Source organism: Acinetobacter sp. UBA1496 (assembly GCF_002324975.1).
Lineage (GTDB): Bacteria > Pseudomonadota > Gammaproteobacteria > Pseudomonadales > Moraxellaceae > Acinetobacter > Acinetobacter variabilis.
The window spans coordinates 51,960-75,623 of the sequence record NZ_DCRI01000091.1; the positions used below are offsets into that span (position 1 = coordinate 51,960).

Consider the following 23,664-nt stretch of genomic DNA (forward strand, 5'->3'; position numbering starts at 1 on the left):
ATAAAAAACCCAAGTCACAATGCTTGGGTTTTTTATTAAGATGTTGCCATCTTGAATATGGCGTCCCTACGGGGATTCGAACCCCGGTTACCGCCGTGAAAGGGCGATGTCCTAGGCCTCTAGACGATAGGGACAAATGAGGCAAATACATAGGTAAAGCAAGACTTATTTGGTGGAGTCAAGGAGGATCGAACTCCTGACCTCTACAATGCCATTGTAGCGCTCTACCAACTGAGCTATGACCCCAGTCTGTGTGAGCGCTATATTATGGATATAACGTTCAGCCGTCAACTAAAAAATAAATTAAGCTTGATCAACTGCTTCATTTTTCGGCAGTTTCAGACTCTCATTCAGTTTCTCCCAAGCTTTTACTTCCTTTTTGCTAGGGCCACCGACAACTTCCAGCGCGTGGCGCAGACGGGCAAAAGTCAGATCCGGACCAATGGTAACCATGGTCTGCATAACTGGGGTAGAAGCGGTTGAACCGGCAATGGCAATAAAGAACGCTGGCATAAAGTCACGTAATTTAACGCCCATCTGATTCGCCAGATCCATCAGTGTTTGGCTGACAGTGTCATTGTTCCAGGTGAACAGGCTTTCCAGACGCCAGATCGCAAATTGCAGGCTTTGACGAACTTGTTCTTCAGAAAGTTTTTTGCTTTCGAACTGTTCTTTAGTCAAAGTCGGGAAATGGTTGAAATAATGCGCTGACCAATTCACTGCTTCAGACAGCAGATTGATCCGTGGTTGAATTGCAGCAGCGATTTCTTCCAGTTTGGCACGGTCTGCTTTCCAAGCCAGTAAGGTATCTAGCAGTTCAGCAGGAGAGAGAGCTTTAATCCACTGACCATTCAACCAGTTTAGTTTTTCAACATCAAAGATTGGACCACCCAGAGAGACACGGTTAATATCAAAGTGTTCAATCATTTCAGCCAAAGTGAATTTTTCACGCTCATCTGGCATTGACCAGCCCATACGGCCAAGATAGTTCAGCAACGCTTCTGGCAATACACCGATGTCTTTATAATAGTTGATTGAAGTCGGGTTCTTACGTTTAGACAGTTTTGATTTATCCGGATTACGCAGTAGCGGCATATGGCACAGGACTGGCATATCCCAACCAAAGTATTTGTACAGCAACTGATGTTTCGGTGCAGATGGAATCCATTCTTCACCACGAATCACATGCGTAATTTGCATTAGGTGATCATCAACCACGTTTGCCAGATGGTAAGTTGGCAGACCATCAGTTTTTAGCAGAATTTGCATGTCGACTTGCGCCCAGGGAATTTCTACTTCACCACGAAGCATGTCATTAAAGGTACATACCCCTTCAGTCGGCACTTTCATACGGATCACGTGCGGTTCACCAGCTGCCAGACGACGTACCACTTCTTCTTTAGACAGTTTTAGACCGCGGCCATCGTAGCGTGGAGTTTCGCCACGCGCCTGCTGTTCAGCACGCATTTCATCCAGTTCTTGCGCTGTTGCGAAACAGTAGAAGGCATGACCTTTATCTACCAGTTCTTCTGCGTATTTTTTATAGATGCTCATCCGTTCTGACTGACGGTATGGTGCATGTGGACCACCGACATCTGGGCCTTCTGACCAGTTCAGGCCTAACCAGCGTAGTGAGTCCAGAATCATTTTTTCAGATTCAGGAGTAGAACGCAGCTGATCCGTATCTTCAATACGAAGAATAAATTCACCACCGTGCTGTTTGGCAAAACACAGGTTGAACAGGGCAATATAGGCAGTTCCCACATGCGGGAAACCGGTAGGAGAAGGTGCAATACGAGTACGAACAGTCATAGCCGGATCTAATCTTAAATATAAAATTGCAGCTATTATAACGAAAAAGCCACATCACTTAATGCTTTATTCAACATTGAATGATGTGGCTTTTCAGGATGAGCAAAATATAACGAAGGTGGAGAACTAAAACTAAGTCTTATGAATTGCTCGGAGAAAAAATACTTTGCACAAAACGGGTAAAGTGCAGGTTTTGAGCTGCAAAAAAGCTTTGAGTCGGATTTGATTTGAACGCAGTCAGCGCTTTAAGTTCATCCTCAGTATGAAAAGCATTTTTATCAGCTTTATGTTGCTGAATTGCTTTTTCAATTGGTGAGGTTTTCACTTCAATTGCATTTACAGAGGCTTTAGGTAGCTCTGTTTTTACAACTACGGCATGGCCAAGTTGAATCGAGAACAGCATGATAAGACTTAGGATGCTGGCTGTGAATATTTTAAATTTCATATCCAAACTTCCTCCTTAGCTCTGGTTAATCTTGTTTTGCTAAAAATGTTGTTATAATACTGACTACAATCTAATCACATTCAGATATAAAAAAGTAGAACCAGGTCACATTTTTTACAAAAAACTAATATTTCTCTGTGGAAAATTACTAAATCTTAGAATTTCCACATTTAAGTTGCCTATTTGTAACAGATAAATGTGTAGAGATCGTGAAGAACTGTCTTATATTGTAGCAGGATATTAAATTTTTAGGAGAAAATGTATCCGAAATGAATTGTGAGTATATATATCAAAAATAGAATATGATTGAATAAAATATTATAAGCGCATGATTGTTAATTACTTTTTTATTTATATAGTGCTGGATAAAGATAAATTAGCAATGAGCACTAATCATGAAAAAGATAATAACATTTACTATTTTAGTATTACTTGGCGGAAGTGCCATTCCTGGCTATGCTGCAAAAGACTTTCTCAACGTTTCCTATGATCCGACCCGCGAATTCTATCAGGAATATAACGAAGAATTTGGTAAGTTCTGGAAACAGAAAACCGGGCAAGCGGTCAATTTTAAACAGTCGCATGGTGGTTCAGGTAAACAGGCACGCTCTGTGGTGGATGGTTTGCAGGCCGATGTAGTTACTTTGGCACTGGCCAATGACATCGAAGAAATCGTCAATACCGGTTTAATCGAAAAGGGCTGGCAGAAAGAGTTCCCAAGTAATTCGGCTCCTTATACTTCTACAATTGTATTTCTGGTTCGTAAAGGTAATCAAAAACAGATTAAAGACTGGAATGACCTAACCAAACCAGGCGTTGAAATTATTACGCCAAAGCCAAAGAACTGGTGAAAAAACTCTATGCTAATGTCAAAGTATTGGATTCAGGTGCGCGTGGGTCCTTAACGACCTTTGCTGAGCGCGGGATCGGCGATGTATTACTCTCTTGGGAAAATGAAGCATTATTGGCTACACAAGGTCTGGGTAAAGATAAGTATGAAATTGTCTATCCTTCGATTTCCATTCTGGCTGAGCCATCAGTAGCGATTGTCGACAAGACCGTGGATAAAAATGGCAACAGCAATTTAGCCAAAGGTTATTTAAACTATTTATATTCACCAAAAGGGCAGGAGCTGGCAGCGAAATATTACTTCCGTCCACGTGATGTCAAAGCAGCAGCAAAATATGCGGCGCAATTCCCAAAAATCCAGACTTTTACTATTGATAAAGTCTTTGGCGGCTGGGCAAAAGCGCAGAAAACCCATTTTGTGAATGGGGCGATTTACGATTAGATCTCTGCGGAAAACCGTAAATGATTTTAATTACCGAACCTTAATTTAGAAAGCGGATAATTTATTATCCGTTTTTTTTATATCTAATGCATAAAATGCTATAAAAATAGGATAAGTCTTTAATCTAGATATTTTTATTATATAAAACATCAAATTAAAACAAAAAATAACTAAATATTACCCTGTATGCACTTTGTTTGCTCAATTGCGAAAAATAACTTTATTTCATATAGTTATATCTAATAAAGATAATCTCCCGATGCTCTTATGAAAACTCAATTAAAATCACTGGTTAGTGCTGCCTTATTGGCAACAGGTCTGACATTTACTGCAACTGCGAGCCAAGCCGCGGATCGTGAATTCCTGAACGTTTCTTATGATGCAACCCGTGAATTCTATGACGAATTCAACAAATCTTTTGGTGCCTACTGGAAAAAACGAACCGGTATTGATGTGAACTTTAAACAGTCTCACGGCGGTTCAGGTAAACAGGCCCGTTCTGTGGTCGACGGTTTAAAAGGTGATGTGGTTACTTTGGCATTGGCAAACGATATTGAAGAGATCGTAAGATCTGGTCAGATTCAGCCAGGCTGGCAAAAAGAGTTCCCGCATAATTCTGCACCTTATACTTCAACGATTGTCTTCATGGTGCGTAAGGGTAACCCTAAAGGAATTAAAGACTGGAAAGATCTGACTAAACCGGGCGTAGAAATTATTACACCAAACCCGAAAACGGGTGGTTTGCCACGTTGGGTTTACCTATCAGCTTGGGGTTATGCAGAGAAACAGCCGGGTGGTAGCAAAGCCAAAGCCCAAGAATTTGTCGGCAAGCTTTATAAAAACGTCAAAGTGATGGACTCTGCTGCACGTGCATCGATGACTACATTTGCTGAACGTAATATTGGTGATGTGCTGTTAACTTGGGAAAATGAAGCTCTGGTAACGCAAAAAACTCTGGGTAAAAATAAGTTTGATATCGTTTATCCATCTTTGACCATTTTGACTGAACCCTCTGTAGCCATCGTAGATCGTACAGTGGATAAAAATGGTAACAAATGGTTAGCTAAAGGTTATATCAACTATCTTTATTCTCCACTTGGTCAGGATATGGCAGCACGACATTTCTACCGTCCACGTAATGAGAAAGTCTTAGCCAAATATTCATCACAGTTCCCGAAAATTAAAACCTTTACTATTGATGAAGTGTTCGGTGGCTGGGCCAATGCACAGAAAACTCACTTTGTGAATGGCGCAATCTTCGACCAGATCTATAACTCGAAGCGCTAATCTGTTGATTAAAAAATAAATTTAAAATATAAAAAAAGCTTCCTCGATGGAGGCTTTTTTATCGACTGTCGAAAAATAAAAACGGTTTTCTCTATAGAAATTAATATTTATCTACAAAAAGTCGTTTGGAGCTTTAGCTAAACAGAGTGATAATGTGCAGTTAAATTTTTCGCCCTATTGATTGAGTTTTTATGTCACATATTTCTGTATTACTTCACGAAACGATTGATGCCTTATTGGCTGGTCGCAATACGGGAATTTATGTGGATGGAACCTTTGGCCGCGGTGGGCATACACGTTTATTGCTTTCCAAATTGGATGAAAATGCACGCGTCTACGCCTTCGATAAAGACCCGCAAGCATTGGCTGTTGCTGCAGAACTGGAACAGGAAGATTCACGGTTTAAAATTATTCATGCCAGCTTCGCTGATTTAAAACAGGCACTGGCTGAGCGGGGTATTGCAAGTGTAGATGGTGTGATGGCTGACTTAGGGGTGTCTTCACCGCAGCTGGATCAGGCAGAACGCGGTTTCAGCTTTATGAAAGATGGCCCGCTGGATATGCGCATGGACAACTCGCAAGGTCCGACTGCAGCCGAATGGCTGGTAGATATTGAAGAAGAAGCACTGGCTAATGTGATTTTTCAGTATGGTGAAGAGCGTTATAGTCGCCGTATAGCCAAAGCGATCAAGGCTGCTGGATATATTGATACCACAGCCAAACTGGCGGAAATTGTGAAAGTTGCCCATCCAAAATGGGAAAAAAATAAACATGCTGCCACCCGAACTTTCCAGGCAATTCGTATTGCTATTAATAAAGAATTAGAAGATATTGAAACTTTCCTCCCTCAAGCGGTTGAGGTTTTGAAACCGGAGGGACGTTTGGCTGTGATCAGCTTCCATTCACTAGAAGACCGGTTGATTAAACAGTTTATTCAAAAAGAATCAACGCTTGAAGAAAACTCAGGCTGGGGAATGCCGCAACAACAAAAGGATACGCGACGTTTAAAGAAAATCGCCCGGGTCAAGGCAAGTGATGAGGAAGTTAAAGCCAATCCTCGTTCACGTAGCGCATGGCTGCGCGTGGCAGAACGTTTAGCTTAATAGGCACATCATGAAGACTGAAGTGGTTGATAAAAAAACAGAAAAGTTATGGCTGAAAAAAGTCATTGTTTACCTCATATTAATGTTGATGGTCTTCATCAGTGCGATATTTGTCGTCTTCCAGGTCTTTGAATACCGTCAGGATAACCGCAAACTGAGTACCTATCTGCGTGAACGGGATGACCTGAATGCAGAGTGGGGACGTTTGCTGATTGAACAGCAGACCTTTGGTGCGACCGCGCAGATTGGTACCCGTGCAGTGACCCAGTTAAGGATGTATTCACCTCCGATTTCACAGAGTGTCGTAATTTCCTTACCACAACCTTCAGATGAGAAAAAATAAGGCTAGCGCTCGAACATGGTAGACAAGAGAAAGAAGCAACCGGTACGTAAAAAGCAGTCCGTCGCCGAGAAAAATGCCTTAAATGTTTATATCAACCGTTTTTACATCATGTGGGCCGTGGTGCTGCTGTGTTTTGTGACACTGATCGGCCGAGCTTTTTATGTGCAGATTATTAATAAGGATTTTCTGCAAAATAAAGCCAATGCCAATATTCTGCGAACCAATACCGTCAAGGCTATGCGTGGCGTAATTTATGATCGTAATGGTATTCCGCTGGCGATCAGTACGCCGATTATGAAAATCGTGATTGACCCACGTGACTATTTTGATAATAAAAAACTTTATGATGAGACCATGCTGGCGCTACAGAAAGAGCCGAATAGCCGTAAACTGAAACGTCAACTCCCAGATAAAAACCTGAATCTGGATGAGCTGGCTGATGCAGTGGGTATGGATCGTGCTGAATTGAGCAAAAAAATGGAAGAGCGTCCACGTTCACGTTATCTGATCCTGAAAAAAGAAGTGCCGCCACAACAGGCGGAACTGATCATGAAGCGTAATTTCCAGGGCGTCTATACCGAGAAAAACTATAAGCGCTATTATCCGCAGCCGCAGCCAAACTCCCAGATTATTGGTCTGACCAATAGTGAAGGAACTGGGATCGAAGGTCTGGAGATGCAGCTGAATACCCGTCTTGCCGGTCAGGATGGTGAACAGCAGATTATCCGTGACAAAAAAGGCAACCGGGTTAAAGAACCGGAAGTGATTAAAGAAGTCGAACCGGGTGAAAATATTACCCTGAGTATCGACTCACGTTTACAGTACATTATGTACCGTGAACTCACTGCAGCGGGTGTTGCCAATAATGCCCGCTCCGCAACGGCGATTGCAGTCGATGTCAAAACTGGTGAAATTCTGGCAATGTCTTCTTGGCCTTCTTATAACCCGAATGACAAGAATGGCTTATTAAATAAAGATGCAATGCGTAACCGTGGTGCTGTCGATTCCTTCGAGCCGGGTTCAACCATGAAGCCGCTAACAGTGGCGATGGCTCTAGAGAGTGGGAAATATACGGCCAATTCGGTGATCAATACGACTCCAGGTAGTATGCGGGTCGGGAATCACACTATTCGTGATACGCATAACTACGGTCAGTTAACACTGGGTGGCATTATCCAGAAATCATCAAACGTCGGTGTAGCTAAATTAGCTTTGTCACTGCCGTATGAAACTTTACCGACTTTCTATAAACGTCTTGGTTTTGGTCAGCGTTCCGCAGTGAAATTTCCGGGTGAAAGTTCTGGTTTGATTCTGCCGCCAAGTAAATGGAATGTGTCTGAAGTAGCAACCATGGCTTATGGTTATGGTCTGAATGCGACTGTGCTGCAACTGGCTGATGCCTATGCCATGCTGGCGAACAAAGGTGTGAAAGTGCCTTTAAGTCTATATAAGTTAGAAGAACAGCCACAAGGCGAGCAGATGATTGATCCTCAAATCGCAGAACAGGTTCTGCTGATGATGGAAACAGCAACTTTGCCTGGTGGTACAGCAACCCGTGCAACTGTACCTGGTTATCGTGTTGCAGGTAAAACGGGTACTGCGCATAAATTGCGTGCCGACCGTAAAGGTTATTCGACCAATGAATACCGTGCTTTATTTGCCGGCGTGGCACCAGTCAGTGACCCACGGATCGCTATGGTGGTGGTGGTAGAAAACCCACAAGGCACCTACTATGGTGGTACGGTATCTGCACCTGTCTTTGCCCGTGTGATGCAGGAGTCTTTACGCCTGCTGAATGTCCCGTTGGACAAACCTTTAGAATCTCCCAAAGTCCAGTAAATAGGTGATCAATGTTCATTACATTTCAAGATCTCTACGCCGTTCAAGAACCTGCTGAATGGATGCGACAATCCTTTCAGGGTTTCGAACTGGACAGCCGCAAAGTTAAACTGGGGCAAATTTTTATTGCCCTGACCAGCTTGTCTCAACCTGAAAAAACTGCAGAATATGCCAAAAAAGCCCTGTCATTGGGTGCACTGGCCGTGATTTCTGAGCAGGAGTTGGGTGTTACTCCAGCTTTGGTAGTACCCAATGTCCGTCACCTGATGGGCGAGTGGCAGAAGCGCTATCTGCAAGCGACTCAGCTAGTCAAGGCTGCCCGTATTCTGGCCGTAACTGGTACCAATGGTAAAACCACAATTTCCCGTCTGGTTGCTGAGTTGCTGATGCTGCAAGGCAAAGCCTGCGCAGTTATGGGGACTACAGGGAATGGTATTTTGCCGAATCTGGAAGCCTCTTCTCATACCACACTCGATGCCCTGCAATTGCAAAATGCCTTGCATGCCTATGCACAGGCAGATGCGGAATTTGCTTCAATTGAAGCGAGTTCGCATGGTCTGGAGCAGGGTCGTCTGAATGGTTGTGCGATTGAAATTGCGGCTTATAGCAATTTAAGTCGAGATCATCTCGACTATCATGGTACGCTGGAAGCTTATGCAGAAGCAAAATCGCGTTTATTCAGCTATGAATCTCTGAAAGTTGCAGTCATCAATATTGATGACGCACATGCAGAGGTGATCTTGAATGCTGCGAAAGCCAATCCAAATCAGCCGAAAATTCTAACTTATTCTTTGTCACAAGCAGCCGATTATCAGGTTCAGGATATCCAGTACAGTATTTCCGGTGCTGAATTTAAATTGATCACTGCACAAGATACATTTACTGTGCATAGTCCTTTGTTGGGTCATTTCAATATCGAAAATCTGGTTGCGAGCTTGGTTGTGGCAGAGCAAGCCGGTTTTACATTAGCCGATTTAATCGCAACTGTACCTGAGCTGAAAGGTGCCCCAGGCCGTATGCAGGTTATTCGTGATGACGAGCGTTTATTTGTCGTGGATTATGCACATACTCCAGATGCTCTGACTCAGGTCTTGCTTACACTGAAGCGCCATGTCAGTCAAAAACTCTGGGTTGCTTTTGGTTGTGGCGGTGATCGTGACCGTGGTAAACGTCCGCTGATGACTCAGGCTGCACTTGAGGGCGCTGATATTGCAGTGTTGACTTCGGACAACCCACGTACTGAAGATCCAAACCAGATTTTCGCTGACATGAAGCAAGGTATCGATTTTTCAGACAAAATCTATCATGAAATTCATGACCGTCGTGAAGCAATCCGCTTTGTAGTCGACCAGGCGCAGCCAGGTGACATTGTAGTGATTGCCGGTAAGGGACACGAAAATTATCAGGAGATTGATGGGGTGCGACATTGGTTTGATGATGTGGTCGAGGTACAGGCCGCGATTGATGCCCAGCATCACAACCGTGATTTAGCATTTCCAGCGCATTAGGATTTTACATGCATACTTCAACAACAAGTACCGTGCCTCTAGAGCCATGGACAATTGAACAGTTACAGCAAGCCACTCATGGTTATTGGCTGAATGATAAAAAACCTGAAGGTCAGATTAAGCGGATTTTAACTGATTCCCGTCATGCCGAAGCAGGGGATGTTTTCCTAGCACTTAAAGGTGAGCGTTTTGATGCGCATGACTTTATTGCTCAAGTGGCTGAGAAGGGCTGTGGAATCGCGATTGTCAGCCAACCTGTTGACACAGATATTTGCCAGCTAGTAGTTGAAGATACTCGTCTGGCATTGGGTCATCTTGGCGCTTATCGTCGTCAGCAAAACTCACAGCTTAAAGTCATTGCTTTGACTGGTAGTAGCGGTAAAACCACGACTAAGGAAATGCTGGGTAGTATCCTGTCGCGTCTGGCACCGACTTTAGTCACTCGCGGTAACCTGAATAATGATTTGGGTGTCCCAATGATGTTACTGGAATTACGTGCTGAACATCAGTATGCGGTGATGGAATTGGGTGCAAGCCATCAGGGTGAAATTGATTACACTTCCAATCTGGTACAGCCGCACGCGGCCGGTATTATTAATATCGGTACCGCACACTTAGGTGAGTTTGGTGGCCGTGATGGGATTTGTCGCGCCAAGTCTGAAATCTATTCGCATATTTCTGAAACTTCGATTGTGCCTGCAGCAGATGACTATGCCGAGCAGATCCGTGCAGCCGTCAAAACCGAGAAAACTTTGAGTTTTGGTCAGGGTGGTGACGTCTATGCAACTGACGTAGAACTACATCCGCAATCTGCGACTTTCACGCTAAATACACCGCAAGGCAGTAAAACCGTAAATCTGCCATTTGCTGGTGAACATAATGTGCAAAATGCAACTGCGGCAGTGGCTTTCTCTTTGGCGATTGGTATTAGTCTGGACGATATCGTGGCTGGCCTTGAACAAGCTGTTGGTGCCAAAGGTCGTTTGAACTTTATACCGCATAAAGATTTTTTATTTATTGATGATACCTACAATGCCAATCCAAGCTCGATGCGTGCAGCGGCTGAAGTTTTAGCGCAGCAGCAGGGTATTCGGGTGATGGTGACCGGTGATATCGGTGAACTGGGTTCATCTGCCGCGATCGAGCATTATAAACTCGGTCGGGATCTGGTATCGGTCAAAGGCATTAATTTTGTGGTGGCTGTGGGTGAATTTGCTCCAGCTGCACAAGAAGGTGCACGTAGTACGCAATATGGTAAGAAGATGCAGGCTTTCCTGAATCAGGAGCAGGCATTACCGTTTTTAATTGATTTGATTGAAACACATCATCCTCAGCCAATGTCTTTCCTGTTCAAGGGTTCACGTTTTACCCATATGGAAACATTGATGGCTGCATTGATGGAGAAACTCTAAATGCTGTTATGGCTATTTGACCATCTGGCGGGCTTTGATAGCACGTTTCAGGTGGTTCGTTATTTAACTTTACGTGCTTTGCTCAGCGTCTTGACCGCAATGACTATCGGTTTGGTCTTGGGTCCGATCATGATTCGCAAATTGCAGGCACTAAAATATGGTCAGGCAGTAAGTTCATTTGCTCCTGAGAATCATGCCAAGAAAATGGGTACACCGACCATGGGTGGGGTACTAATCCTGCTCTCGATCGGGATCTCCACCTTACTGTGGGCAGACCTGACGAATCCTTATCTCTGGATTGTGCTCTCGGTGATGGTGATTTTTGGCGCCGTGGGCTGGGCAGATGACTGGATTAAAATCCGTTATAAAGACAATGCCGGTTTACCTGCACGCAAGAAATTCTTTTGGACGTCTGTAGGTTCAATCGGTGCTGGTATTGCACTGTATGTGATTGCACAGCAGCAACCGAATCCGGTTGTAACTGCCAATATGCTGGATGTGCTGATTCCATTCTTTAAGGATCACACCATTCCATTGTCCGTGATTCCGCTGGGAATTGGCTTCATTATTTTCACTTACTTCGTGATTAATGGTGCATCCAATGCCGTAAATCTGACCGATGGCCTGGATGGTCTGGCGATCATGCCAATTGTTCTGGTTGCAGCAGGTTTAGGGGTATTTGCTTATCTGGCAGGCGATGTACGTTTCGCTAACTACTTACATATTCCTTATGTGAAATATTCTTCCGAACTGGTAGTCATCTGTGCTGCGATGATTGGTGCCGGTCTGGCATTCCTCTGGTATAACGCTCACCCAGCTCAGGTGTTTATGGGTGACGTGGGTGCATTATCTTTAGGTGCAATGCTGGGTACGATTGCCGTGATGGTGCGTCAGGAAATCGTGTTTGCGATTATGGCAGGTGTATTCCTGGTGGAAGCAATTTCTGTATTCTTGCAGATTGGTTCACTGCGGATGCGTAATAAACGCGTTTTCTTAATGGCACCTTTACATCACCATTATGAAAAGAAAGGTTGGCGTGAAACTCAAGTCGTCATTCGTTTCTGGATTATTACAATTATGCTGGTAGTTTTTGGCCTAATGACCTTAAAATTACGCTAAGAAATGCATTTGAAAAAGTCGGCGCATGCCGGCTTTTTTGTTTTGGAGAAATTAAAAAATGAACTTACTGATGTGTCCTGTTTGTCGTGAGCAGTTACGCTTAAATGAACGTACATGGCGCTGTGACAATCAGCATAGCTATGATGTGGCCAAGCAGGGTTATGTGAATTTGCATGTGGTGCAGCATAAACATAGTAAAAATCCAGGTGATACGCCTGAATCTGTGCAGGCACGCCGTGCATTTCTGAGTGCGGGTCACTATGCGCCTCTGCAACAGGCTGTAGTCAAGAAAATCCGTGAACTGCGGATTGAAAACTTGCTCGATATTGGTTGTGGCGAAGGTTATTACACCAATGCTATGCAGGCTGAAGTAATGCAATGTGTCGGCGTAGATATTGCCAAAAATGCAGTTCAGGTTGCAGCTAAACTGAATAAAGAAATTACCTGGGTGGTAGGAACAGGGGCGACCTTGCCGGTACTGGATCAATCCATTGATCTGTGTACCAGCTTATTTAGTCCGATTCCGAAACAAGAAATCTTACGGGTATTAAAGGCAAAATCTTATTTGATGGTGGTAACCCCTGCACCACAACATTTATATGCGATGCGTGAAGCCTTATTTGAGGAAGTAAAAGCACACGAGCCACATAAATTTGTTGAGCAGTTGCAGGATGCATTTAATCTGGTAAGTGAACAGGTGGTTGATGCGCCAATGACTTTGGCTCAAGCAGATTTAAAAAACCTGATTACCATGACCCCTTATGCTTATAAAGCTAAACCTGAACGCCGTTTGGCACTTGAGCAGCAGGATCAATTTGATTTAATGGCCCAATTCCAGATTTATGTATTTCAGAAGAAATAAATTTAAAATCCAGAAATAAAAAATCCCTCAATAATGAGGGATTTTTTATTGGTTCAGATTATTCAATTTCTTCAATCAAGTTTTCCAAAGGATCCAACACCCGATTTGGCTGTGTTGGCTGGTCTCTTGGCGCCACTCTTTCATCATCCGGTATGCGGATTTCCTGATCAGGCAAATCTTCAAAATCATTGCTTTGTCGTTTAGGTGCTACAACCGGAGCAGGTCGATACAGAGGCGTCGCTAAAGGTGGAGACGACGGATCATGCTGTTCCTGCTCACCTTGCACTACTTTATTACGGTTAATTGGTGCTTTAGCATTACGATCCAGACGAACCCAAGCTTCTGGTGTACCTTTTAAGGCATTACCCATAAAGTCGGTCCAGATTGGTAAGGCTGCGACACCACCATATTCACGGCGACCTAAAGTTTTTGGCTGGTCGAAACCGACCCAGGCAACGGTGACCAGCTTGCCATTAAAACCTGCAAACCAGGCATCTTTGGCATCATTGGTAGTACCAGTTTTACCCCCAATATCGCTACGACCAATTCTTAAAGCAGCACGTCCTGTACCATGCTGAATCACATCACGCAGGATATTGGCCATATCATAAGCAGAACTAGATTTTAGAATACGTTCTGCCTGACGGTAATTACTGTCTTCAGCCGAGATTTTTGGTGTCTCTGGTTTCTGTGCTAAGGTTTTGTTATTGATTTCAATTGCTTCATCATCAGGAGTGAGCGCGCCTGTTGGTTGAGGGCTTTCTTCCTGAGCATTAATACACGAGATGCAGGCATATTCAGGCTTAGCCTCAAAAATAGTCTTGCCATAGGCGTCTTCGATCCGCGTAATAAAATGTGGCTGAATCCGATAACCGCCATTGGCGAACGTAGCATAACCAGTAGCCATTTGGATTGGTAAAACCTGAGGTGTACCTAGAGCAATTGTATAGTTCCGTGGAATCTGGTTATCCTGCAAGCCAAAATCCATAAATAACTGACGTGTACGCTCAATACCGACGGTTTGTAATAGGCGAACTGAAACCGTGTTACGTGACAGATATAAAGCACGACGTAAAGGAATCATCCCTAAATAACGGCCATCCGAATTACGCGGACTCCATTTACCAATAGTAATCGGTGCATCATTGACCATGGTGTGTGGAGTCATACCACGTTCTAAAGCCAGAGCGTAAACGAAGGGTTTAATAGTTGAACCCGGCTGACGCCAGCCTTGAGTCGCACGGTTAAATTTGGATTGATAAAAATTATAACCACCGACAATGGCTTCAATCGCACCATTATTCGGGTTTAATGCAATTAATTGGCCCTGTACCTGAGGTGTTTGTACCAGTGCCCAGGAACTTTTATTCTCATTAGGTCTTAAACGAACAATATCTTTAACTTTAACAATCTGTGATGCTCTGTTTGGTGCAGCACCTACACTATCTGCACTACGATAAGGACGAGCCCAGGACATGCCTGACCAAGGCACAGTTACGGTTGTACCATCCTGCATCAATGCTTCAAAGCTATTATTATTGACCTTAGTCACTTCAGCAGGGTAAGTGTTGGCATAGACACGGAAATTTTGCAGGGGCTGATCATGAGCCTCAGCACCTCGCCAGCCATGACGACGATCATAAGCTTCTAAACCATCCTGTACCGCCTGTTCAGCATAAGCCTGACGTTCACTGTGGATCGTCGTGTAAACTTTATAACCTGAATCTATGGCCTGTTCACCAAAATTTTCTACCAGTTCAGAGCGAACCATTTCACCGACGTAGGGAAATTTGTTACGCGTACTGCGGTCAGGCATATCCAGTTTAATCGGTTCAGCAATGGCTTCCTGATATTGGCTTTGATTCAGATAACCCAATTGCAGCATACGACCTAAAATCCAGTTACGGCGTTCCAGTGCACGTTTAGGATTGGCCACCGGATTGTAGCGAGAAGGTGCTTTAGGAAGACCGGCGATCATTGCCATTTGCGCAATCGAAAGCTCATCTAAACTTTTGTTGTAATAGATTTTGGCTGCTGCCGCGATGCCGTAAGCATTTTTTCCCAAGAAAATTTTATTGACATATAAAGTCAGAATTTCTTCTTTACTTAAATTCTGTTCTATTTTACGTGCCAGGAAAATTTCAGTCAGCTTACGCTTTAAAGTACGTTCGGGACTTAAATAGTAGTTTTTGGCGACCTGCATGGTAATGGTCGAACCACCAGTCTGTACATCAGAGCCAGTAATGGTTTCACTGACTGCACGTCCTAAACCTTTAAAGCTGATCCCGCTGTGTTCGAAGAAACTAGAATCTTCTGCAGCGAGGAAGGCGTGAATAAATTCTTTCGGAATCTGTTCATAATTCACAGGAACAGAAAGCTTGCCACCATACTCTGCAATGAGCTTATTATCTGAGCTAAAAACTTGTAAAGGCTTTAATAAAGGTGCCTTTTTAAGCGTAGACATTTCAGGCAAAGATGGGGCAATATAGAGATACATGCCATAGAAACCCATCGGAATTGAGATCAAAATAATGATAATGATCAAAAAAAATGGATGAACAAGGCCTGAACAAGATAGCTTTTTCATAACAAGTAAGTTTTAATAAGAGCTAATGGCAAACTAATTACCGGTCAGTATATCCTTTAGATATACATATTGTTAGATGAGTTATTGTATCTGTATAAAATTATAGGCCGGCACAGATTGATGAGTTTGTTTTTATTGGGGATAAAAAAATAATAGGAATTGTATTGTGCGCAGGTTATATCGTAAGCCAAATAAGGGGTTAATAGGAGTCGATATTAGTTCGACTTCTGTTAAAGTTTTAGAGCTCTCTGTAAAGAACGGTCGGTACTGGGTAGAAAGTTATGCTTTGGTGCCACTACCAGAAAGTAGTGTCGTTGAAAAAAACATTTTAAATCCAGAAGCGGTGGGTGATGCGTTGGGGCGTGCGATTAATTTGGCCAATACCCAGTCCAGTCAGTCAGCCTTTGCGATTCCAACTTCTATGGTCATCACCAAGATCATCGAAATGGATGCCGATATGTCGGATGATGAACGTGAAGTTCAGATTCGTGAAGATGCTGAGCAATATATTCCTTTCCCACTTGATGAAGCCAGCCTGGACTTTGAAGTTCTGCCAGACCGTTTAACCAATCCGAACCGGGTCAATGTCCTGTTGGTAGCAACCCGAATCGAAAATGTTGAAGCGCGTTCTGAAGTACTGCAAATTGCCAATCTCAATCCAAAAATTGCAGATGTCGAAAGTTTTGCATTAGAAAATGCATTCAAGGTGTTTTCGGATACCTTACCGATGGGGGTAAATACTGTCGGGATCCTGGATATTGGTCATAGTATGACGACCTTATCCGTCATGCAGAATAACAAGATCATTTATACCCGTGAGCAGGTTTTTGGTGGCAAACAGCTGACTCAGGAAATCCAGAACCGTTATGGATTGTCTTTTGAGGAAGCAGGACGTGCTAAAAAAACCCGTGCCTTACCCGATGATTATGATATCGAAGTGTTGGAACCTTTTCTAGATGCAGTCGTGCAGCAGGCAGCGCGTTCATTACAGTTCTTCTTCTCTTCATCTCAGTTTAACGAGATTGACCATATTTTATTGGCAGGGGGGAATGCCAATATTCCAGGTCTGGCAAAACTATTACAGCAAAAACTCGGCTACCGGGTCACCATTGCCAATCCATTCCTGCAAATGGGCTTTTCTCCTCAAATTGATATTAAAAAAATTGAAAATGACGCGTCCTCACTCATGGTTGCATGTGGTTTGGCATTGAGGAGTTTTGATTAATGGCAAAGATTAACTTACTCCCTTGGCGCGATGAGCTAAGAATTAAAAGAAATAATGAATTTGTAGCGATTTGCGCAGGGGCACTTTTTCTAGGATTGGCAGCAGCAGGTTCAACCTGGTTCTATTACGATCAAAAACTTCAGGATCAGGAACAGGCAAACCAGCTGGTGGTCAGTACTAACCAGAATCTGGATGTACAGCTGAAAGCATTGGATGGCTTACAAGACCAGCGTAATGCAATTGTTGAACGTATGAAGCTGATTCAGGGTTTACAGACTCAACGGCCGATCGCAGTTCACCTGATTGATGAAATTGTACGGGTCACACCAAGCAATATGTACATTACCAAATTCCAGCGTACCGGCGATAAATTCACCATTGAAGGTAAGGCGGAAAGTCCGAATACAGTGGCTGAATTACTACGTAATCTGGAGGCTTCTACCTGGTATCGTAATGCATTTATGAATGCTTTCCTGGTTGCTGAAGAACCAAAAGATAAAGCGCCATCATCAGTGATTCCTCGAGTGGAAGAATCTTATGGCAGCTTTACGGTCACGGTTGATCTGGATCAAATCGCTGAGCCAACACTTAAAGAAGGACAAACACCAGCCACAACTACAGCGGAGGCATCATCATGAGTAATGACGGATTCGATGAATTAAGCCAAGACGTAGTGGCTGTTCCTAGAAAAAAAATGACAGTTGAAAAGTTCTTTCAACAATTCAATACACTAGATCCAAATAATTATGGTAGCTGGCCATTATCAGTCAAAATTACCTGCTGGATATTTATTGTTATTCTGGTTTTTATGCTGGGGTATTTCGGGTTTATTCGCGGCAAAATAGAAGCGATTTCACAAGCCAGTGCTCAAGAACAAAACCTGTTAAATGAATTCCGGGAAAAGGAATCCAAGCTGCGTAATTTACAGCAGTACCAGATTCAGTTGCAAGAAATGGAAGCACGTTTTAATCAGCAATTAGAACAACTACCGAAAGAAACTGAAATTCCTGGCCTGGTTGAAGATATTAACCTGAGTGGGGTGAACTCTGGACTGAAATTCAAGAATATTCGTCTTGAACCTGAAATCAAGCAGGAATTCTTTATTGAGCAGCCGATCGCGATTGAAGCCACTGGGGATTATCATGCCTTTGGTTCTTTTGTGAGCAGTATTGCAGGACTTTCGCGCATCGTTACACTGCATGACTTCACCATTACAGGGACTGAAAATAAAGAAAAGAAATCTGAAATTCCTGTCATTGATTATGTGGTAAAAGCGAAAACCTACCGTTATGTTGGTAATGCAGATGCTTCATCTACTCCAGCCACAACTGATACGCAGGGAGCTCAGTAATGAATATTATTAAAATTACTTCAGCTTTAACGCTCGGATTTTTATTGGTGGGCTGTGAATCAAGAATTGATGCAGTCAATCAGGAAATGGCCAATATTCGTAATCAACCACCATTACCGATTGAACCGGCGCCGGATTTTATTCCGACAGAAATGTTTAATTACGCAGCTCATCAGCTGAAAAGCCCTTTCTTGCCAAGCTCTTTAGCAGCCGAATTGAAAATTATGGCAGGTAAGCGGGTTTATCCAAACTTGTCACGCCAATTACAGCCTTTAGAGAGTTATCCACTAGAAACTTTAAGCATGAAAGGCAGTATGCGGAATCAGGCGGGGCAGATTCTGGCTTTGATTCAAACGCCTGATGGGGAAATTGAACGGATACAACGTGGCAGCTATATGGGACTTAATCACGGTCGTGTAACGAGAATTACGCCGACACAGATTGACTTGATTGAGATTATTCCAGATGGCCGTGAGGGATATGTGGAACGTCCACGAAGTCTGGTTTTGATTGGGCCAGCGCCATAAGTTTTAAGGAATAAAAATGAATAAGAGTATTAAAGAATTTATTTTTGGGGATGCTAATACAATGAATCATGTGTTTCGTCAGTTTTCTATGGGGGCTGTCGCGATTGCTGTGATGCAAGCAGCGAGTGCGCAGGTTTCAATGACCAATGTGGTACCAATGCAGATTCCTGGACAGGGAACTGAAATCCGAGTGATGTTTAATGGTCTGCCACCTCAGCCTCAAGCCTATCAGCTGGAATCTCCATCACGCCTGATTCTGGATTTTAATGAGGCACAACAAAATCTAAAACAGTCTAGTATTCCAGTCGCGACTGCTGAAGCTAGTTCAGTCGATATTAGCTCAGATGCACAGCGTTCTCGACTGACGGTGAATCTCGCTAATGCAGGTGCATTTACGACACGTGTGGAAGGCAATACCTTTATTTTAAAAATTAATTCTGCTACTCCAGTTGCTATTGCTCAGCCTGTACAACAGCAGGTCGCTCAAGGGATTACCAATATTGGTTTCCAGCGGGGTGCGCAAGGTGAAGGACTGGTGGTAATTGATCTGGCAGGTCAGAACACACCAGTCGATGTACAGCAGCAGGGAACCAAAGTGATTGTGCGGACTCTGGGCTCCAAGATTCCGGCACATTTAACCCGACGTTTGAATGTGAATGATTTTGCCACGCCCGTTTCAACCGTAGATGCAGTCAACCAGAATGGATCAGGCGTGATTACCATTCAGTCTGCGGAAAGCTATGAATATATGGCTTTCCAGACAGATAATAAGCTGACTATCAGTTTGAAGCGTCCAGAAGTTAAAGGGCCTTTACGTCCTAAATCAGTCGCTTATACAGGTAAGAAGATTTCTCTAGATTTTCAGGATATTGAAGTCCGTCGAGTTCTACAGTTATTAGCCGATTTTACCGATATCAATATGGTTGCTGCAGATAGCGTACAGGGTAATATTACCTTACGCCTCAAGGAAGTTCCTTGGGATCAGGCTTTAGATATTGTATTAAAAACCAAAAATCTGGATAAGCGTCGTAATGGTAATGTGATCTGGATTGCACCAGTGGCAGAATTAATTAAGGCTGAAGAGGAAGAAGCTAAGGCCTTAAAGCAAAGTGTTGCACTTGCGCCGATTCAAACTGAATATATGCAGCTTAGTTATGCAAAAGCAGCAGATATTGAAAAACTGATTACTCAAAATAAGAGCGCATCAGGATCAGGGAGTTCGAATGGCACGAGTAACAATGATGATAGAGAAAGTTTATTAAGTTCACGTGGCTCTATCTCTATTGATGCTCGTACCAATACGATTATTGTGAATGATACCCAGCCTTTCATTGATAAAATCCGTAATATGGTCGATCTGCTTGATGTGCAAGTGAAACAGGTGATGGTTGAGGCGCGTATCGTTCGTGCAACGACTGATTTTACCAAAGAAATGGGTGTGAAATGGGGAATCCTGTCTCAAGGGATTACCAATAATAATCACCTTCTTGTGGGGGGGAGTGACACTACCCTATGGGATTTGAGAGACCCTCAGGAAAGTGATCTAGGCGGATTTACCTATGATATTCAGCGCCCAGATAACCTGAATGTAGATTTAGGGGTAACCAGTCAAGGGGCTAGCCGTATTGCTTTTGGCTTAATTAGCCTTTCGGATTTTATGCTGGATCTTGAACTTTCTGCGCTACAGGCAGACGGTTATGGTGAAGTGATTTCTACGCCAAAAGTGCTCACTGCTGACAAGCAAAAAGCGACTGTGGCATCTGGTTCCCAAATTCCTTATCAGTCTTCAGAAGGCGGTGGTGCTAATGCAGTGTCGACTACAGAGTTTATTGATGCAACTTTAAGTTTAGATGTAACACCAAGTATTACTCCAGATGGTAAAGTACAGATGGAGTTGAATATTACCAGTGACTCACCAGGAAATCCGACACCAACTGGACAGTTAACCATTAATAAAAATCAGATCAATACTAATGTACTGGTTGATAATGGTGAAACAGTGGTGTTAGGTGGTATTTTTGAGCAAGAAACTCGAAATGCGCAAACTAAAGTTCCTTTCTTGGGTGATCTACCTTATTTAGGTCGTTTGTTCCGTAAAGATGTTAAATCAGATAACAAGCGTGAGTTACTGATTTTTGTTACACCTCGAATTGTTAATGACAGTGTTTCAAGAAATCATTAATATATTTTGAATTTAACAAAATGAATAGGTGACTCCTTGCCAAGCAAAGAGTTTGAAACCCTGCCAAATATCTATTTGGTAGGGCCGATGGGGGCCGGTAAAACAACAGTAGGACGACATTTAGCAGAACTGTTAGGACGAGAATTTCTGGACAGCGATCATGAAATTGAGCGGAAAACAGGGGCTACGATTCCCTGGATCTTCGAAAAAGAGGGTGAAAAGGGTTTTCGTCATCGTGAAACTGTTGTAATTGATGAGTTAACCTCACGTCCACAGTTGGTACTTGCAACTGGTGGTGGTGCAATTACTCAGGCTCCTAATCGGGATTATTTAAAGCAGCGAGGCATCGTTGTTTATCTTTACACTCCAGTTGAAATTCAGCTTCAGCGAACCTATCGCGACAAAAACCGTCCCTTGTTACAAGTCGAAAATCCTGAACAGAAACTCAGAGATTTGCTTGCAGTGCGGGATCCGTTATACCGGGAAGTCGCACATTACATTATTGAGACCAATCAGGGAGCTGCACGAGATCTGGCGCAGCGTATTCTGAATCTCATCCTTCCAAAAAAATAAGTTCAGTTGAAAAAGTGGTTATCCCCTCATGAAAACCTTACATGTCGAACTCGGTGAACGTCGTTACCCTATTTTTATTGGTAGTAACTTGAATCCTCAGGAATTGCTTGAGCCTTATATTCATGGCAAACAGGTGATGGTTGTCAGTAATGAGACGGTGGCACCACTCTATCTGGATCGCTATAAGGCTGCATTGAAAAATTTGGGTAAAACTGTGGCGACCTGTATTTTGCCGGATGGTGAGAAATACAAAAATATTGAACATCTAAACCTAATTTTTGATGCATTGCTTGAGGCAGGCTTTAACCGCGACTGTACGGTTCTGGCACTCGGTGGTGGTGTTATTGGAGATATGGCCGGCTTTGCCTCTGCCTGTTTCCAGCGTGGTGTCTATTTTATTCAGGTGCCAACGACTTTACTCTCTCAAGTGGATTCCAGTGTGGGGGGTAAAACCGGGATTAATCATCCACTGGGTAAAAATATGATTGGTGCTTTCCAGCAGCCACAAGTGGTGCTGGCAGATATGTCACAGCTGTTAACTTTACCAGATCGTGAGCTATCTGCCGGTTTGGCTGAAGTGATTAAATATGCCTTGCTCGGTGATGAAGAATTTCTGGTCTGGTTAGAAGCCAATATGAAAGGTCTTATTGCTCGTGATGAGCAATTGCTGGCCGAAGCGGTTTATCGTTCTTGTGCGCATAAAGCCCGTATTGTAGCGAATGATGAAAAAGAGCAGGGTGAGCGTGCTTTACTTAATCTCGGTCATACTTTTGGTCATGCGATCGAGTCCTATCTGGGCTATGGTGAATGGTTACATGGAGAAGCGGTAGCCACGGGGATGGTGATGGCAGCAGATTTATCCAATCGCATGGGTTGGATTTCATTAGAAGACCTTGAGCGTACAAAAAAAATCATTTCTCGTGCGCAATTACCTATTGTTTGTCCTAAAATCCCACTTGACGATTTCTTGGCTTACATGGCTCACGACAAGAAAGTTTTAAATGGGCAGCTTCGTCTTGTATTATTGCAGCAACTTGGAAAAGCGGTCATTACTCGAGACTTTGATGTCGAGTTGATGCAACAGGCGATTTTAGCTCATCAGGCATAGGTTTAAATTTTTATGACAGCATTACGTACCCCTTGGCAAAAGATTCAGCATTATTTCTGGCTGGTCTGTGGCGTATGCTGTCTATTTGCTGCCTTGGTTTTTTGGGCTATTACCGATACAGATGAAGTTGTAGAAGTAGAGAAGAAGCCGGAAACCGAAGTTGAATTACAGATTCAACCGGAAAAAGTGGCCTCAATGACCCATCTTGGTGCACTTTCTGATGAAGTTAAGCCTCTTGATCTCAATACTCGAATTGTTGTCAATGTTAGTCATGAGCCTGAATTCCGCGGAACCAAATATATTGGTGAAGTAAAGAAACAGCATGCGATTGAGCTATTTCATGTAGGTAATGAAGCCATTCTAAAAACCTTCCTGAAAAAGCAGCAGGATCGTAAGCCTTTTGTTTATTTAAGGCTTTCAGGTGAGAACCAGCCTGAACAATATGTATTGTTATATGGTTTGTATAAAACCGCAGCAGAAGCTCAACAGGCTTTATTAGCGCTCAACCTCAATCTGCCTAAATCCGTCCAGCCTAAAGTTGTGGCCATGCAACAATATGCCAGTTTGGTCAAAAGTATGGGTTCGGAAGAACTGGCAAGTAATCAAAAACTTTATGAAATTCAGTTGAAAAATGTACCTTTACCGAAAGTTGATGAATCTGTACAGATAAGACCGAAAGCTCAACCTTCAGCGCCTGTGGTCACTCCTAAAGAAAGCACCACAAGTACCACGATTGTTCGACGTGATCAGAAAGGTAATGTAGTGGATGTACAGAAATCTCAAAGTCATGTCGAAGGAATTCCGCGCTCATCAAATGGCAATGCTTGACCTCAAGAAAACGAGATTAGTGATCCATTTAACTAGGCCGGTCTAAAATAGCGCACAGACACTTTATCTTTATTATAAATGTGCGCTTTTGGTGCAAAAAATACGCACCATAAATAATCATAATTTTCCTTTTGTAGGCTAAATCTTTGTCATTTGTGTTGTTTTGATTTTTGCTCCTTAAATTGGCATGAAATTTGCTTTATTGGTGCATGAATTGAATTAATCTCCCTGTTTTGGCGCGAAAATGATTCGATGAATAGGC

Annotated in this window: 19 protein-coding genes, 2 tRNA genes and 1 pseudogene; 17 read left to right on the forward strand and 5 right to left on the reverse strand. The window is 43.1% G+C overall.

Going from position 1 to position 23,664, the window contains the following annotated elements; genetic code table 11:
- Positions 1 to 58 precede the first annotated feature (58 nt).
- The 4 genes from B3143_RS10045 to B3143_RS10060 all read right to left on the reverse strand — a co-directional run bounded on the left by B3143_RS10045 (position 59) and on the right by B3143_RS10060 (position 2,257).
- A tRNA-Glu gene (locus B3143_RS10045) sits at positions 59 to 134 on the reverse strand.
- A 36-nt stretch (positions 135 to 170) separates the two neighbouring features.
- Positions 171 to 246: transfer RNA gene (locus B3143_RS10050), tRNA-Ala, on the reverse strand.
- A 57-nt stretch (positions 247 to 303) separates the two neighbouring features.
- Positions 304 to 1,812, reverse strand: coding sequence for a glutamate--tRNA ligase (gltX, locus tag B3143_RS10055; protein WP_004787161.1), 1,509 nt, complete (start codon positions 1,810 to 1,812; stop codon positions 304 to 306).
- Between the two features lie 139 nt (positions 1,813 to 1,951).
- Positions 1,952 to 2,257, reverse strand: a complete 306-nt coding sequence (locus B3143_RS10060) for a hypothetical protein (RefSeq protein WP_004787160.1) — start codon at positions 2,255 to 2,257, stop codon at positions 1,952 to 1,954.
- A 395-nt stretch (positions 2,258 to 2,652) separates the two neighbouring features.
- Here B3143_RS10060 and B3143_RS10065 point away from each other — a divergent pair.
- The 9 genes and pseudogenes from B3143_RS10065 (at position 2,653) to B3143_RS10105 (ending at position 13,021) form a co-directional block, all read left to right on the forward strand.
- Positions 2,653 to 3,548 (forward strand): annotated as a pseudogene (locus B3143_RS10065) (sulfate ABC transporter substrate-binding protein).
- Positions 3,549 to 3,815: 267 nt separating this feature from the next.
- Positions 3,816 to 4,835 carry a sulfate ABC transporter substrate-binding protein gene (locus B3143_RS10070; RefSeq protein WP_004787154.1) on the forward strand — a complete coding sequence of 340 codons (1,020 nt, stop codon included), beginning with the start codon at positions 3,816 to 3,818 and terminating at the stop codon, positions 4,833 to 4,835.
- Between the two features lie 191 nt (positions 4,836 to 5,026).
- Positions 5,027 to 5,938, forward strand: coding sequence for a 16S rRNA (cytosine(1402)-N(4))-methyltransferase RsmH (rsmH, locus tag B3143_RS10075; RefSeq protein ID WP_286740326.1), 912 nt, complete (start codon positions 5,027 to 5,029; stop codon positions 5,936 to 5,938).
- A 10-nt stretch (positions 5,939 to 5,948) separates the two neighbouring features.
- Positions 5,949 to 6,281: a cell division protein FtsL gene (ftsL, locus tag B3143_RS10080; protein WP_286740328.1), complete on the forward strand. Its 333-nt coding sequence runs from the start codon at positions 5,949 to 5,951 to the stop codon at positions 6,279 to 6,281.
- A 15-nt stretch (positions 6,282 to 6,296) separates the two neighbouring features.
- On the forward strand, positions 6,297 to 8,120 hold the full coding sequence (gene ftsI, locus B3143_RS10085) for a penicillin-binding protein PBP3 (protein WP_286740330.1): 1,824 nt from the start codon (positions 6,297 to 6,299) through the stop codon (positions 8,118 to 8,120).
- Positions 8,121 to 8,131: 11 nt separating this feature from the next.
- A complete protein-coding gene (locus B3143_RS10090) occupies positions 8,132 to 9,628 on the forward strand; it encodes a UDP-N-acetylmuramoyl-L-alanyl-D-glutamate--2,6-diaminopimelate ligase (protein WP_286740332.1) in 1,497 nt (498 codons plus the stop codon).
- Between the two features lie 8 nt (positions 9,629 to 9,636).
- Positions 9,637 to 11,040 carry a UDP-N-acetylmuramoyl-tripeptide--D-alanyl-D-alanine ligase gene (locus B3143_RS10095; protein ID WP_286740333.1) on the forward strand — a complete coding sequence of 468 codons (1,404 nt, stop codon included), beginning with the start codon at positions 9,637 to 9,639 and terminating at the stop codon, positions 11,038 to 11,040.
- On the forward strand, positions 11,041 to 12,159 hold the full coding sequence (mraY, locus tag B3143_RS10100; RefSeq protein WP_286740335.1) for a phospho-N-acetylmuramoyl-pentapeptide-transferase: 1,119 nt from the start codon (positions 11,041 to 11,043) through the stop codon (positions 12,157 to 12,159).
- A 58-nt stretch (positions 12,160 to 12,217) separates the two neighbouring features.
- Positions 12,218 to 13,021 carry a putative RNA methyltransferase gene (locus B3143_RS10105; RefSeq protein ID WP_286740337.1) on the forward strand — a complete coding sequence of 268 codons (804 nt, stop codon included), beginning with the start codon at positions 12,218 to 12,220 and terminating at the stop codon, positions 13,019 to 13,021.
- A 58-nt stretch (positions 13,022 to 13,079) separates the two neighbouring features.
- On the opposite strand, the gene ponA is transcribed toward B3143_RS10105, so the two are convergent.
- Positions 13,080 to 15,608: a penicillin-binding protein PBP1a gene (ponA, locus tag B3143_RS10110; protein ID WP_286740339.1), complete on the reverse strand. Its 2,529-nt coding sequence runs from the start codon at positions 15,606 to 15,608 to the stop codon at positions 13,080 to 13,082.
- A gap of 166 nt (positions 15,609 to 15,774) precedes the next feature.
- Here ponA and B3143_RS10115 point away from each other — a divergent pair, with 166 nt between their 5' ends.
- Genes B3143_RS10115 through B3143_RS10150 form a run of 8 tightly spaced genes read left to right on the forward strand, consistent with a single transcriptional unit; the run spans position 15,775 to position 23,402 of the window.
- On the forward strand, positions 15,775 to 16,833 hold the full coding sequence (locus B3143_RS10115) for a pilus assembly protein PilM (protein WP_004787132.1): 1,059 nt from the start codon (positions 15,775 to 15,777) through the stop codon (positions 16,831 to 16,833).
- Entirely contained in the window at positions 16,833 to 17,471 is a 639-nt protein-coding gene (locus tag B3143_RS10120; protein ID WP_005233586.1) for a PilN domain-containing protein, read from the forward strand. The genes B3143_RS10115 and B3143_RS10120 overlap by 1 nt, the downstream gene beginning before the upstream one ends.
- Complete coding sequence (locus tag B3143_RS10125) at positions 17,468 to 18,184, forward strand: type 4a pilus biogenesis protein PilO (protein WP_180013423.1); 717 nt, start codon at positions 17,468 to 17,470, stop codon at positions 18,182 to 18,184. The genes B3143_RS10120 and B3143_RS10125 overlap by 4 nt, the downstream gene beginning before the upstream one ends.
- Positions 18,184 to 18,711: a pilus assembly protein PilP gene (locus tag B3143_RS10130; protein WP_034169727.1), complete on the forward strand. Its 528-nt coding sequence runs from the start codon at positions 18,184 to 18,186 to the stop codon at positions 18,709 to 18,711. The genes B3143_RS10125 and B3143_RS10130 overlap by 1 nt, the downstream gene beginning before the upstream one ends.
- Positions 18,712 to 18,727: 16 nt before the next feature.
- The gene (pilQ, locus tag B3143_RS10135) at positions 18,728 to 20,893 is read left to right on the forward strand and encodes a type IV pilus secretin PilQ family protein (protein WP_286740344.1); all 2,166 of its coding nucleotides are present in this window, start codon (positions 18,728 to 18,730) and stop codon (positions 20,891 to 20,893) included.
- A gap of 36 nt (positions 20,894 to 20,929) precedes the next feature.
- Positions 20,930 to 21,466 (forward strand): shikimate kinase AroK, encoded by a 537-nt coding sequence (aroK, locus tag B3143_RS10140; RefSeq protein ID WP_005233593.1) that lies wholly within the window; start codon positions 20,930 to 20,932, stop codon positions 21,464 to 21,466.
- A 28-nt stretch (positions 21,467 to 21,494) separates the two neighbouring features.
- Positions 21,495 to 22,574 carry a 3-dehydroquinate synthase gene (gene aroB / locus B3143_RS10145; RefSeq protein ID WP_286740346.1) on the forward strand — a complete coding sequence of 360 codons (1,080 nt, stop codon included), beginning with the start codon at positions 21,495 to 21,497 and terminating at the stop codon, positions 22,572 to 22,574.
- Between the two features lie 12 nt (positions 22,575 to 22,586).
- Entirely contained in the window at positions 22,587 to 23,402 is an 816-nt protein-coding gene (locus tag B3143_RS10150; protein ID WP_286740348.1) for a hypothetical protein, read from the forward strand.
- Positions 23,403 to 23,664: the final 262 nt, after the last annotated feature.